This is a genomic window from Acrocarpospora pleiomorpha (assembly GCF_009687885.1).
GTDB lineage: Bacteria > Actinomycetota > Actinomycetes > Streptosporangiales > Streptosporangiaceae > Acrocarpospora > Acrocarpospora pleiomorpha.
Genome location: NZ_BLAF01000039.1, coordinates 37,962 through 49,964, shown reverse-complemented (window position 1 = coordinate 49,964; position 12,003 = coordinate 37,962). Strand labels below are relative to the sequence as shown.

Genomic DNA, 12,003 nt, shown 5'->3' with positions numbered 1-12,003 from the left:
ACGACCCCCACCCCGACCCCCACCCCGCCGCAGCCTTCGCCGAGCCCGACGCCCAGCCAGCCCCCCGCGGGCGGAACCTGGGCAACCGGCGTGTTCTACGCCGTCGGCGCGCAGGTCACCTACGGCGGCGTCCGCTACCAGTGCCTCCAGCAGCACACCTCGCTGGCCGGCTGGGAGCCGCCGAACGTGCCCGCCCTCTGGCGCAGGCTCTGACATAGCGACCCGCGCCCGGGCTCCCGGGCGCGGCCCTCGCTCAGGAGAAAATCATGAGGCGGTACGTCCTACTCGCGGCCCTACTCCTCACGGGCTGCGGCACCCTCGAACCCGCATCGCAAGTCAACGCGTCCGACGTGATGTTCCTGCAGATGATGGTCGCCCACAACCAGCAGGGCGTCGGCCTCACCAAGCTCGCCGAAGGCCGTCAGGTCCGCCCCGAGGTCCGAACCCTCGCGGCCGCGATCGGCTCCACCCAGAGCACAGAGGTCCAGACAATGACCCGCTGGCTCCTCGAATGGGACCAGCCCCTGACCGCGTCCCCCGACGAGCACGCCCATCACGGCGGCATGCCGGAAACCACCAAGGCCGAACTCACCCGGCTCCGCAAAACCCCCGATCCGGACTTCGAACGCCGCCTCCTCAACACGATGATCGCCCACCAGGACGACGCCATCCAGCTGGCCCGCTACGAAACCGGCGGCGGCACCAACCCGGCCGCCCGGGACCTGGCCCACCAGATCGACGTCTCCCGGGCAGCCCAGATCAAGTACATGCTCGACCTTCTGGACGCGGAGGCCTCACCAACCGGCACGTAGCATCAGCGGTTCCATCGGTCATTTGGTGATCAGAGTTCGACCACGGACTCCGCAGGCACCCGTTGCGGCCCGAGATCGTGGGCAAGTCTCACGTCAGACCGATACGCCTACGCCGCCGCGCGTCTCCGCGCCGAAGCGTTCTTTCTCGCGGGCGATGTTCAAGGGTTTGATGGCGGATTTGGCGTTGATGATGTCCTCGCTGAGCAGGCTGAGGGGGACCAGCCAGGAGACCTCGAATTCGAGGCCGTCGGGGTCCTTGGCGTAGAGGGCCTTGGTGGTGGAGTGGTCGGAGGCGCCGACCAGGGAGTTCAGTTCGGTGAGTTTGGTGGAGATGCGTTCCAGTTCGGCGAGGGTGTCGACTTCCCAGGCCAGGTGGTAGAGGCCGACGGAGGTGCGGCCGGCGCCGGAGGCCGCGGCTTGCGGGCCGATCTGGAACAGGCCGAGGTCGTGGTCGTTGCTGGAGCCTTCGGCTTGGAGGAAGGCGGCGCCGGGGAACTCCATGACCACACGGAAGCCGAGGGCTTCGGCGTAGAAGGCGACGCTGCGGGCGACGTCGCGGACGTAGAGCACGGCGTGGTTGAGCCGCTGGACTGGCATGTTCCCTCCCAGGAATCTTCTCGCTCTCTTCAGCGATATCCCCGGGCGCGGTTGTTCCCGCCCCGGCGGGGGCGGCGATCCCCGAAACTGTCGGTGGCTCGTCGTACGGTGTCCAGCGGACCAGAGGGGGACTTGATGATCATCGACCGGGTGTCACGAGAGCGTGAGGCCAACCGGCTGCTCTTCCGGATCGTCCATCACGTGGCCATCCACCACGCGGGGCGGCCCTTCGACGAGATCGTCGGCGTGCTGCGCCGGGAACTTCCTGGCTCGCCGCCGCTAGCGGAGGAGGAGATCCGCCGCATCGCCGAACAGATCAGCGTGGGCCGCGATCCTTCCGGCCTTCCCAGTCCGGATTAGGGCAACGTCCGGACTTTAGGGCGAAGCGGGGGCAGCGAAGTTCGGACTAGGGACGATGGCCGACAGGCTCGGCTGCGTCGCTCCTTCGGCGCGGATCTCGGTCCGGTTGGATGGACTGGTCAGGGCTGGAGTAGGGCGGCCGGGTCGGCGATGACGCGTTCGATCACCTGGCCCGCGGCGCCCAGGGCGGCGGCTTCGAAGCCGAGGTGGGAGACCACGATCGGGGGAACGGAGACGCGCATCTGGCCGAGGCGGGATTGCAGGGTCTGGGTGACGATGTCGCCGATCCAGGGGAACAGGGGGACGAAGACGCCGCCGAGGACGATCGTGTCGGGGTCGACCAGGTTCACCGTTGAGGACAGCGCGACGCCGAGCGCCCAGCCCGCCTGATGGCAGGCCGCCGTCGCGGCGGGGTCCTGGGCCTTCAAGCGGCCCACCATGGTCATCACGCCCCCGGCGGGGATTCCGCCTGTGGCGCCGAGCAGGGCGTCCTGTCCCGCGTACTGCTCGAGGCAGCCTCGGCCGCCGCAGCGGCAGGGCGGGCCGTCGGGGGAGACGACGACATGGCCGAGCTCGCCCGCGAAGCCCCGCGCGCCGCGGAACAGCGACCCCGCGACCACCAAACCCGCGCCAATGCCGATTTCTCCCGACACGTAGAGAAAGTCGGTCGGACCAGAACCGAACCAGAGCTCGCCCAGCGCCGCCAGGTTCGCCTCGTTCTCGACGTGCAGCGGGATGCCCAGATCCAGCAGCGACAGCACCGGCACATCCCGCCAGCCGAGGTTCGGCGCGTTGTGGACGACGCCGCTCCCGAGGTCCACAGGACCGGGCACGGCCAGCGCGCCGCCCACGATCCGCAGCCCGTTACCCACAGCTTCATCCACAGCCGAAAGGGCCAAATCCCTGAGCCTGGCGATGACATCCACAGGCTGTGCGGAACGGTTATCCACAGCCTGTGTACGACGGAGTCGTACCGACCGGGAAAGATCGACCACCCGGACCGCCAGATAGTCGACGTTGATCTCAAGCCCGAGCGCGGCCACCCGATCCCCCCGGATGCGCACCTCGACCCCGGGCCGCCCCCGCTCGCCCCCGCGCACGGCCCCGGTCTCCACCACCAGGCCGGTCTCGATCAGGTCCGCCACCAGCTTGGACACCGTGGTCTTGGTCAGCCCGGTCACCTCGGCCAGCGCCGCCCTGGTCAGCGAGCCGCGCGCGCTGACGGAACCGAGCACCAGGGCCAGGTTGCGGGCCCGCATCGCATCGTGCCGTACGGCCTGGGTCATCCACGCCTCCGCGCACCTGAGAGAAAAGAGATCAGTGAAATCCTAGTAATGACTACTTGACCCACGCCCACCCACCACCGATATTTAGTCCACAACGTAGACTAAATGGAGGCGCCAATGTACACGCCCACTCCCGAGGACCGTTTCACGTTCGGGCTGTGGACGGTCGGATGGCAGGCACGGGATCCGTTCGGCGACGCGACCCGCGCCCCGCTCGACCCGGTGGAGAGCGTGCACCGGCTCGCTGAGCTGGGCGCTTACGGCGTGACCTTCCACGACGACGACCTGCTCGCGGTGGAGCCGGATCGCACCAAGGCGATCGAGAGCTTCAAGAAGGCCCTCGCCGAGACCGGCCTGAAAGTGCCGATGGCCACCACCAACCTCTTCACCCATCCGGTCTTCAAGGACGGCGGCTTCACCAGCAACGACCGCGAGGTCCGCCGCTACGCGATCCGCAAGGTCATCCGCAACCTCGACCTGGCGGCCGAGCTCGGCGCCAAGACCTACGTGTGCTGGGGCGGCCGGGAGGGCGCGGAGTCCGAGGCCGCCAAGGACATCAAGGCCGCGCTGTCCCGCTACAAGGAGGCCATGGACATCCTCGGCCAGTACGTGCTCGACAAGGGCTACGACATCAGGTTCGCCGTGGAGCCCAAGCCGAACGAGCCGCGCGGCGACATCCTGCTGCCCACGGTCGGCCACGCGCTGGCGTTCATCAACGAGCTGGAGCACCCCGAGCTGGTCGGCCTCAACCCGGAGGTCGGGCACGAGCAGATGGCCGGGATGAACTTCGCGCACGGCATCGCGCAGGCGCTCTGGCACGGCAAGCTCTTCCACATCGACCTCAATGGTCAGAACGGTATTAAGTACGACCAGGACCTGATCTTCGGTCACGGCGACGTGAAGAACGCCTTCTTCCTGGTGGATCTGCTGGAGAACGGCGGCTACGACGGCCCGCGCCACTTCGACTACAAGCCGCTGCGCACCGAGGACGCCGATGACGTCTGGGTGTCGGCCGCGGCCAACATGCGGACCTACCTGATCCTCAAGGACAAGGTGGCCAAGTTCAACGCCGACCCCGAGGTCCAGGAGGCGCGGGCCGCCAGCCTGGTCCCGGACCTGTCGCTGCCCACCCTCGGCGAGGGCGAGACCCTCGACCAGCTGCTCGCCGACGAGCGGGACCCGGCGGAGCTGGCCACCCGCGGCTTCCACTTCACCCGCCTCAACCAGCTCGCGCTCGAACACATTCTGGGCGTTCGATGACGCTGGTCGCGGGGGTCGACTCCTCGACCCAGAGCTGCAAGGTAGTGATCAGGGAGGCGGCCACCGGCGCACTCGTGCGCGAGGGCCGCGCGTCCCATCCGGACGGCACCGAGGTGCACCCCGATCACTGGTGGCACGCTCTCCAGCAGGCGATCGACCAGGCGGGCGGCCTGGCCGACGTGGCCGCCGTGTCGGTCGCCGGCCAGCAGCACGGCATGGTCTGCCTGGACTCCGCCGGCGAGGTCGTCCGGCCCGCCCTGTTATGGAACGACACCCGTTCCGCGCAGGCGGCGCGGGATCTGATCGACGAGCTGGGCGGCCCGGAGAAGTGGTCGGAGGCGGTGGGCAGCGTGCCGGTCGCCTCGTTCACGGTCACCAAGCTCCGCTGGCTGGCCGAGCACGAGCCGGAGCACGCGAAACGGGTGGCCAAGGTCTGCCTTCCACACGACTGGCTGACCTGGAAGCTGGCCGGCCGCCCGGAGACGATCACCACCGATCGTGGGGACGCCTCCGGCACCGGATACTGGTCGCCGTCCACCGGGACGTACCGGACTGATCTGCTCGCGCTCGCGCTGGGCGCGAGTCCGGGACTGCCGCGCGTGCTGGGCCCGGCGGAGCGGGCCGGGCAGATCCCCGGCGGCGCGCTGCTCGCGCCCGGCACCGGCGACAACATGGCCGCCGCGCTCGGCGTGGGCGCGCGGCCCGGCGACGTGGTGGTCTCGATCGGCACGTCCGGTACGGCTTTCGCCGTCGCGGACCGCGCCGCGAACGACCCGTCCGGCGCGGTCGCCGGGTTCGCGGACGCCACCGGAAAGTTCCTGCCGCTGGTGGCCACGCTCAACGCGGCCCGGGTCCTGGACGCCGCGGGCAGGATCCTCGGCGTCGGCCCGGAGGAGCTGAGCGCGCTGGCCCTGTCGGCTCCGCCGGGTGCGGACGGGCTGGTGCTGGTGCCGTACCTCGAAGGGGAGCGCACGCCGAACCGGCCGGACGCGACCGGGTCCGTGCACGGGCTGCGGCTGGCCAACTCGACGCCCGCGCATCTGGCGCGGGCGGCCGTGGAGGGCATGCTGTGCGGGCTCGCCGACGCGCTGGACGCGCTCGGCCTGGCCCCGAACCGGGTGCTGCTGGTCGGCGGTGGCGCCCGGTCCGAGGCGGTGCGGCGCATCGCGCCGAGCGTGTTCGGGTGCTCGGTGCAGGTGCCGCCGCCCGGGGAGTACGTGGCCGACGGCGCGGCCCGGCAGGCGGCCTGGCTGCTGGCGGGCACGCCGGAACCGCCGGAGTGGGCGGCCGGGGAAACGGTCGCGTACGAGGCCGAACCGACCGCGGGATTGCGCGATCGGTATCACGAGGCAACCGGCTGACCTGGGACGACCGCGGTGGGGTGGGGTTTGCCCCACCGCGGACCCTGACGGAACCCTGATGCCGCCTCGGGGGTCGGCATCAGGGGGATATCGGTACTTAGCCGGATGGTGGGGCAAAGCCGAGAACAGCAAACTTTAAACATGGTCAAGAGGCTTGCTCCCCTGGTCGCCTGCGCGGGCGTGGTCGTCGCGCTGGCCGCGCTCGTCCCGGATCAGATCGATCCGGTGAACATGACGATCAGCACCGCGCTTGATCACAGCGGGAGCACCCGATTGGCGCTGGCCGCGCTCGGGGTGGCCGCCCTGGCGTTATGGGCGGGAATGCGGGCACAGCGGGCCCCGGTGGGCGGCTGGCCGGAGCGGTTGATCGTGATCTGGGGCGTGGGGATGATCGCGTCTCCGGTGTTGCCGGAGATGGTCTGGCAGGTGCTGGCCTGCACCACGCTGCCGGTCGCCACCGCGCAGCTGGTCGGCAGGTTCACCGACGACAAGCGGTGGCGGGTGGTGGCCCGCCCGGTCGAGTGGCTGGCGCTGGCGGCGGGGCTCGGCGTGGCCGCGCTCACCTATGTCGCGTTGCCGGGCGACGGCGTCATGATCGGCTTGGTGGAGCGCGTCCTGCTGGGCGTCGAGGTCGCCACGCTGGCCCTTCTCGCGGCTCGCCTGGTCCACCTGACCTGGGCCCACACACTCCCAAATCTGACGGGTCCGGCATTTCGTAACATGTCCTTAACTAGATCCAAATAGCACGCAGCAAACTGCTACTCTCATCGGCTACGTACGGCCTTTGAGGGTGCCATGACAGCGAGCAGATCCGTCCGCTTCAAGATTTCTACGTTGCTGGTCATCCCGCTGGTATCGCTTGTGGCGCTCTGGGGGTTCGCCACGACGATCACAACGAGCGAGTCCCTGAACCTGTTGACCATCTCCACCCTGTACGAGTCGATCGGGGTCCCCGGCGACAAGCTGGCCCGATCGCTCCAGCGCGAGCACCTGCTCTCCGCCGAGTATCTGGCCACCGGTTCCACCGAGTCCAAGAGCCTGCTGGACGACCAGCGCCGGCTCACCGACGACGATCGTCAGGAATTCCGGCGCAGCTCCGGCACCAGCCAGGCGCAGGACGCCATGAGCCCGCCGATGAAGGCCAGATACAACGACGCGGTGGCCGCGGCGGACGAGCTGGACGACCTCCGGCAGGACGTGAACGGGCGCCGCATCGACCTGGTCACGCTGGGGCAGCGGTATGCCTGGCTGCCCACCGCCATGATCGCGCTGATCAACAGCATGACGCTCAGCAACAACGTCGAGCTCTACCAGCAGTCCCGCAGCCTCACCTCGATCGGCCTGGCCGAGGACCACATGACCAGGGAGTTCGCGCTCGCCGCCGGGCTGCTGCTGGTGCACAGCCGGTGGGAGGAGCCGGAACGGCGGGCGTTCACGCAGCTCGCCGCCAAGCGGGAGTTCCTGTTCGAGCAGGGTATGACGGAGCTGGAGCCGGACCTGCGCGCCCCGTTCGAGAAGCTGATCGTCTCGGACGTGTACCGGCAGTTCCAGCGGATGGAGGCCCGCATCGTCAGCGGCACCATCGGCCCCGACCTCACCCACGCCGCCTGGCGGCAGGTGTCCCTGGATGTGGACAAGGCCTACCGGGCGGCCATCGACGCCGGTGGAGTGGCCCTCGCATCCCGGGGCGAACCCGTCGCGATCGCCACGTTCGTGCGCGCCGGAGTGGCCGGGATCCTGGGCCTCGCCGCGGTCGTGTTGTCCCTGTTCGTCTCGCTGCGCATCGCCGGAGCGCTCTCCCGCGAACTCGGCGGCCTGCGTTCGGCCGCCCAGCAGCTGGCCGAGGTACGGCTGCCGCGCGTCGTCGAGCGGCTCCGCCGCGGCGAGAAGGTCGACGTGGCCGTCGAGGCCCCCGAGCTGGAACCCCCGGGCACCACCGCCGAGGTGCGCGACGTGGCGCACGCGTTCAGCGCGGTCCAGCACACGGCCGTGGACGCCGCCGTCGACCAGGCCAGGCTGCGGGAGAGCGTCGGCCAGGCGCTGCGCAACCTGGCCCGGCGCAGCCAGGGCCTGCTGCAGCGGCAGCTCAAACTGCTGGACGCGATGCAGCGGCAGACCGAGGATTCCACCGCGCTGGAGGATCTGTTCCGGTTGGACCATCTCACCACCCGAATGCGGCGTCACGCCGAAGGCTTGATCGTGCTGTCGGGCGGCACGCCGGGCCGTACGCACCGGAATCCGGTTCCGGTGGCCGACACGCTGCAGGGCGCGGTCGCCGAGGTGGAGGATTACCCCCGGGTGCGGGTGTATCCGATGCCGGAGGTCTCGGTGAAGGGCTCCACCGTCACCGACCTGATCCACCTGTTCGCCGAGTTGATCGAGAACGCGACCGCGTACTCGCCGCCGCACACCGAGGTGTCGGTTCGCGGTGAGGCCGTGGCCAAGGGCTTCGCCGTCGAGATCGAGGACCGCGGCCTGGGCATGTCCGCCGCGGACGTCGACGCGATCAACCGGCGGCTGGCCAGCCCGCCCGAGTTCAACCTGGCCGACACCGAGCGGCTCGGCCTGGTCGTGGTCGGCCGCCTGGCCACCCGCCACGGCGTCCGCGTCGAACTGCGCCCCTCGCCCTTCGGAGGAACCACCGCTATCGTGCTCATCCCCGCAGCCGTGCTGGCGCCGGAGGCCGTCCTGGAAGGGGCAGGCGCATGAGCGGCCACTATGAGGACTGGGTCGACGACGGCCCCGTGGTCCGCTCCTACGCGCTGACCCGCGGCCGCGCGACCACGAAAGCCCCGCTGGACCTGATGTCCGTGGTGGCCGCCACCGGCGCCCTGGTCCCGAACAACGCCGACCTGGGCCGCGAACACCGCCGCCTGCTCGAACTGATCCCGCGCTCCCGCCAGGTCGCCGACGTCGCCTCCGAAGCCGACCTCCCGCTCGGCGTGGTCCGCGTCCTGCTCGGCGACCTGCTCGACCACGGCCTCATCCTGGTACGGCCTCCGGCCGGCGGCGGCTACGTCCCCGGCTCCACCCAGGCCGCGCCCCCACCCCCGTCGGAGAGCATCCTCAAGGAAGTGATCACCGGCCTGCGCGCGCTTTAGTGGCCTTCGCGGGGCACTCCGAAGTGGTCGTAGTAGAAGGCGAAACGTTCGCGCAGGGCGGGCACGCTGAGGCCGAAGTCGGCGGCCTCGTAGGAGTGCACGCCGTGCCGGCCGCGCCGGTGCCGTGGGTACCAGACGGTCATCAGGCGTTCGGTCTCCTCGGTGAGCTCGGTGCCGGTGGCGGCGTAGATCCGGCGGACCGTGGCCATGGGGTCGGCGTTGAGCTGGGCGAAGTGCACGTCGACGAAACGGCGGTCGGCGCGGGCCCGGTCCCGTACGGAGGCGCGGAGCAGGCGTTCGGTCAGGTCGGTGACGTGCCTGCCGATCAGGTGCGGGTCGGGGTGGTGGTAGTTCTGGCGGGAGGCGTACGACATCGTCGCCGACAGGGACAGCACGCTGCGGACGGGGTCGCGGTGGGTCTGCACGAACGTGCCGTCGGGGAAGGTCGCGGTGAGCGGGCCGAACTGTTCCAGGTGCTGGGGAGATTTGAGCAGCCAGCGTTCGCCCGCCGGGCGGATCCACTGCATCACCTGCAGGGCACGGCGCAGGTAGGCGTATCCGGCGGTGTGGTCGGTCGTGACATACCAGGGCAGGTAGCCGGGGAGCGGGGAGATCGTCTCGAAGAACATCGACGAGAAACCCATCGCGAGCGGCACCAACTCCTCGTCGGGGGCTTCGTTCCGCCTGTCGTCCATCTCGGGCGCGTTCCAGCGGATGAACTTGAGCACCCGCGCGCCCGCTTTCATCCGCGGATCCGGAGCCTGGATCGGCTCCGCGAACGGCATCGGGTTCAGCGCCTCCCAGAACGGGATCGACCGCAGCCCCGGATCCCGCGCGAGCAGGCGCTGCAGAAAGGTGGTCCCGCTTCGCTGCAAGCCGGCGATCACGATCGGCCCGGTCACCGGCCGCTCGAAGATCTGCGGCCGCCGCCGGGCCAGATCCTCCAGCCGCAGCCGGTTGCTCAACGCCACCAGCAGCGCGTAATGCGTGCTCAACCGGCCCAGCGCGTGCAGTTCGGCGTCCTCGTCGAGGGTCCGGCACAACAGCTCCAGCGGCACGTCCAGCGGCGCCAGCGCGCCGAAATCCGTCAGCCGGGTCCGCCGGCGCGCCTTCGCCTTCAGCGCGGACGCGTCCAGCGGCCACCACATCCGGGCGAACGGCAGCCACGCCGCCAGCCGCAACGGAATCGGCAGGCGTGGATTCTGAAATGCCAGCGCACGCTCGGTCAGGTCAGCGCGCCGGGGCCGAGGGATGCCCTTCAGCATGCGAACTCCGAATCCGGAAACCACCGCCCCCCGGGGTCTCCAGCGAACCTCGGGAACCGTGAATCTCACCTATGCCGAGTGTCGCAGCGCCGGGCCTGCTACGGAACCACTTCGATGCGCACACGTCGATCCGGGTCGCGGTCGAATAGCTTGCTGTCGATGAAGAACTCGGTGTCGTTCTCGGAGAGTTTGATGACACGACGCCGATCGACCTTGCTTTTCCACGCTCGCAGCCGCCGGCCTGCCAGATCCGCGGTGCGTATCTTGACGACCAGTCGCAATTTCAGGGTCTTGCTCGTCCTGACCAGGTCATATGGCTGGCGGAAAGCATTCCGTAAAACGGGACTTGGTCGTAAATTTCCGGTGTTCCCGGACAATTCCTAAGAGCTCAAGTCGGAAATCTTGCCTTTTTTGGTGTGCTGTTCATCCAAAGCGGGTGAGGTCATACCGCACGATAAGGAAAGGGAGTTTCTTGCTCCAGCGCAATCCCGCGTGAGGGGGAGAACGATGTCTTGGCAGGATCGCGCGGCCCGCGCGCTACGGGTGCTCGACGGCGACTCCAGCGGCAACGGGGCCCACAGCCGGCAGATCTTCAACCACGTCCTGAACGAGTCGAACCGCGACGACTACATCAGCCGCGACTTCTTCAACGTCCAGCAGACCGCGGGCGGCCTGCCCGAGGGTGTCTCCTTCGACCAGTTCGTCGGGCTCGTGGCCGGGCATGTGCGCGCCGAGTTGGAGGGGAGCGGCTTCGCCGACGAGCTGAGCGACGACGACTTCCGCACGGCCGCGCTCAGCTTCGACGAAGTCATCCGCCAGCACATCCGCTTCCTCAACGGCGTCGTGCACCAGGCGGCGCCCGGCGAGGTGCACCTCAACCTGTGGGACCTGATCCTGCGCTCCCGCGACGACAACGCGAGCATCTACTCCTGCTACCGCGACTTCCTCGTGGACGCCTAGACCGGAACTCCGCCGCTCCCGCGTGTAGGCCCACGAGGGCCGCAAGTCCTTGCGAGCCCCGAGAGCCTCGAGAGTTCACGCGAGCCTCGAGAGTTCACGCGAGCCTCAAGAGTTCACGCGAGCCCCGAGAGCCCACGCAAGCCCCGAGAGCCCACGCAAGCCATCGCGTGGGACGCATAGCCTCGGAGAGAGGTCACAGGCCGGTCGCCTCGGCGCTGGCCGTCCACAGGGCCTCGGCTCGCGCCAGATCGCCCATGGCGGCGGGAACCTTCCGCGGCTGGTCCTTCTTGAAGTAGCGGCCGGCGTGCGTGACACCGTCCGCCGCAGTCGCCAGATGGACCAACCGGGCGGCCCCGGCCTCGGGGGGTTCGGCGAGCCCGGGAAGGGTGAGCGCGCGCATCATGAAAGTTCCAGCGGCGAATCCCGTTCTGATCACGCCGGGATGAAAGCAGGTCGCCGCGGTCCCCCGCGCCGCAAGTGCCACCGTAAACAGAACATTGGCCTGTTTGGAGTCCCCATACTGCTGCCATCCATTCCACCGCCGCCCATTTCGGGACAAATCCGAAATGTCAAGCTTTGCCCAATAGGCGGCCCGGGAGGTCGTCGTGACCACCCGCCCCACCCGGTCCAGGAGCAGGTTGGTCAGCAGGAACGGCGACAGATGGTTGACCTGGATCATCAGCTCGTGACCATCCGAGGTCAGCTCCCTGCGCGGAGTCATGACTCCGGCGTTGTTGGCCAGAACGTCGATGCGCGCGCAGTGTTCCTTGATCTCGTCGGCCGCCCGCCGTACCGCATCGAAGGACGCGTAGTCGGCCACGACGATCTTCGGATCACCGTCCGAAACCGCTCTCACACGTTCGGCTACCGCCGCGAGCCTCGCCCGGCTGCGCCCGACGAGGACAAGTTCGTGCCCATTTTTGGCGAGATCAAGGGCGGAAGCTGCGCCGATTCCCGCGCTCGCCCCGGTAATCACAGTAATCATCAGTTCCTCCACTGCG

14 protein-coding genes are annotated in these 12,003 nt (G+C 69.1%); 9 read left to right on the top strand and 5 right to left on the bottom strand.

Features of this window, described 5'->3' with window-relative positions:
* Nucleotides 1-213, top strand: a 213-nt coding sequence (locus tag Aple_RS54790; RefSeq protein WP_373869653.1) for a carbohydrate-binding protein, incomplete at its 5' end; no start/stop codon positions are given.
* A gap of 53 nt (nt 214-266) precedes the next feature.
* Nucleotides 267-812 (top strand): DUF305 domain-containing protein, encoded by a 546-nt coding sequence (locus tag Aple_RS30145; RefSeq protein ID WP_155348103.1) that lies wholly within the window; start codon nt 267-269, stop codon nt 810-812.
* A 93-nt stretch (nt 813-905) separates the two neighbouring features.
* Here Aple_RS30145 and Aple_RS30140 read toward each other — a convergent pair whose 3' ends face one another.
* Entirely contained in the window at nt 906-1,409 is a 504-nt protein-coding gene (locus tag Aple_RS30140) for a VOC family protein (protein WP_155348102.1), read from the bottom strand.
* A 135-nt stretch (nt 1,410-1,544) separates the two neighbouring features.
* On the opposite strand from Aple_RS30140, the gene Aple_RS30135 reads away from it, so the two are divergent.
* The gene (locus Aple_RS30135) at nt 1,545-1,769 is read left to right on the top strand and encodes a hypothetical protein (protein ID WP_155348101.1); all 225 of its coding nucleotides are present in this window, start codon (nt 1,545-1,547) and stop codon (nt 1,767-1,769) included.
* A gap of 119 nt (nt 1,770-1,888) precedes the next feature.
* On the opposite strand, the gene Aple_RS30130 is transcribed toward Aple_RS30135, so the two are convergent.
* Nucleotides 1,889-3,055, bottom strand: coding sequence for an ROK family transcriptional regulator (locus Aple_RS30130; RefSeq protein WP_155348100.1), 1,167 nt, complete (start codon nt 3,053-3,055; stop codon nt 1,889-1,891).
* 117 nt (nt 3,056-3,172) lie between these two features.
* Between Aple_RS30130 and xylA the strand changes: the two genes are divergently transcribed.
* From xylA to Aple_RS30105, 5 genes are all read left to right on the top strand, one after another.
* The gene (gene xylA / locus Aple_RS30125; RefSeq protein WP_155348099.1) at nt 3,173-4,315 is read left to right on the top strand and encodes a xylose isomerase; all 1,143 of its coding nucleotides are present in this window, start codon (nt 3,173-3,175) and stop codon (nt 4,313-4,315) included.
* On the top strand, nt 4,312-5,676 hold the full coding sequence (xylB, locus tag Aple_RS30120; protein ID WP_155348098.1) for a xylulokinase: 1,365 nt from the start codon (nt 4,312-4,314) through the stop codon (nt 5,674-5,676). Before xylA ends, xylB begins: the two co-directional genes overlap by 4 nt.
* A gap of 141 nt (nt 5,677-5,817) precedes the next feature.
* Nucleotides 5,818-6,420, top strand: a complete 603-nt coding sequence (locus Aple_RS30115; RefSeq protein ID WP_246264874.1) for a DUF998 domain-containing protein — start codon at nt 5,818-5,820, stop codon at nt 6,418-6,420.
* A 51-nt stretch (nt 6,421-6,471) separates the two neighbouring features.
* Entirely contained in the window at nt 6,472-8,385 is a 1,914-nt protein-coding gene (locus Aple_RS30110) for a sensor histidine kinase (protein ID WP_155348096.1), read from the top strand.
* The gene (locus Aple_RS30105; RefSeq protein ID WP_155348095.1) at nt 8,382-8,777 is read left to right on the top strand and encodes a DUF742 domain-containing protein; all 396 of its coding nucleotides are present in this window, start codon (nt 8,382-8,384) and stop codon (nt 8,775-8,777) included. The genes Aple_RS30110 and Aple_RS30105 overlap by 4 nt, the downstream gene beginning before the upstream one ends.
* Here the strand turns inward: Aple_RS30105 and Aple_RS30100 are convergent.
* Together Aple_RS30100 and Aple_RS30095 are read right to left on the bottom strand one after the other, a co-directional pair.
* Complete coding sequence (locus tag Aple_RS30100; protein WP_155348094.1) at nt 8,774-10,042, bottom strand: sulfotransferase family protein; 1,269 nt, start codon at nt 10,040-10,042, stop codon at nt 8,774-8,776. The genes Aple_RS30105 and Aple_RS30100 overlap by 4 nt on opposite strands.
* 98 nt (nt 10,043-10,140) lie before the next feature.
* Nucleotides 10,141-10,323, bottom strand: a complete 183-nt coding sequence (locus tag Aple_RS30095; RefSeq protein ID WP_155348093.1) for a BTB/POZ domain-containing protein — start codon at nt 10,321-10,323, stop codon at nt 10,141-10,143.
* 226 nt (nt 10,324-10,549) lie between these two features.
* Here Aple_RS30095 and Aple_RS30090 point away from each other — a divergent pair, with 226 nt between their 5' ends.
* Nucleotides 10,550-11,002: a hypothetical protein gene (locus tag Aple_RS30090; protein WP_155348092.1), complete on the top strand. Its 453-nt coding sequence runs from the start codon at nt 10,550-10,552 to the stop codon at nt 11,000-11,002.
* Between the two features lie 193 nt (nt 11,003-11,195).
* On the opposite strand, the gene Aple_RS30085 is transcribed toward Aple_RS30090, so the two are convergent.
* Nucleotides 11,196-11,987: an SDR family NAD(P)-dependent oxidoreductase gene (locus tag Aple_RS30085; protein ID WP_155348091.1), complete on the bottom strand. Its 792-nt coding sequence runs from the start codon at nt 11,985-11,987 to the stop codon at nt 11,196-11,198.
* Nucleotides 11,988-12,003: the final 16 nt, after the last annotated feature.

Coding starts and splice junctions, on each gene's coding strand:
- Aple_RS30145 (WP_155348103.1), top strand. CDS start 267: ATGAGGCGGTACGTCCTACTCGCGGCCCTACTCCTCACGGGCTGCGGC.
- Aple_RS30140 (WP_155348102.1), bottom strand. CDS start 1,409: ATGCCAGTCCAGCGGCTCAACCACGCCGTGCTCTACGTCCGCGACGTC.
- Aple_RS30135 (WP_155348101.1), top strand. CDS start 1,545: ATGATCATCGACCGGGTGTCACGAGAGCGTGAGGCCAACCGGCTGCTC.
- Aple_RS30130 (WP_155348100.1), bottom strand. CDS start 3,055: ATGACCCAGGCCGTACGGCACGATGCGATGCGGGCCCGCAACCTGGCC.
- xylA (WP_155348099.1), top strand. CDS start 3,173: ATGTACACGCCCACTCCCGAGGACCGTTTCACGTTCGGGCTGTGGACG.
- xylB (WP_155348098.1), top strand. CDS start 4,312: ATGACGCTGGTCGCGGGGGTCGACTCCTCGACCCAGAGCTGCAAGGTA.
- Aple_RS30115 (WP_246264874.1), top strand. CDS start 5,818: ATGGTCAAGAGGCTTGCTCCCCTGGTCGCCTGCGCGGGCGTGGTCGTC.
- Aple_RS30110 (WP_155348096.1), top strand. CDS start 6,472: ATGACAGCGAGCAGATCCGTCCGCTTCAAGATTTCTACGTTGCTGGTC.
- Aple_RS30105 (WP_155348095.1), top strand. CDS start 8,382: ATGAGCGGCCACTATGAGGACTGGGTCGACGACGGCCCCGTGGTCCGC.
- Aple_RS30100 (WP_155348094.1), bottom strand. CDS start 10,042: ATGCTGAAGGGCATCCCTCGGCCCCGGCGCGCTGACCTGACCGAGCGT.
- Aple_RS30090 (WP_155348092.1), top strand. CDS start 10,550: ATGTCTTGGCAGGATCGCGCGGCCCGCGCGCTACGGGTGCTCGACGGC.
- Aple_RS30085 (WP_155348091.1), bottom strand. CDS start 11,987: ATGATTACTGTGATTACCGGGGCGAGCGCGGGAATCGGCGCAGCTTCC.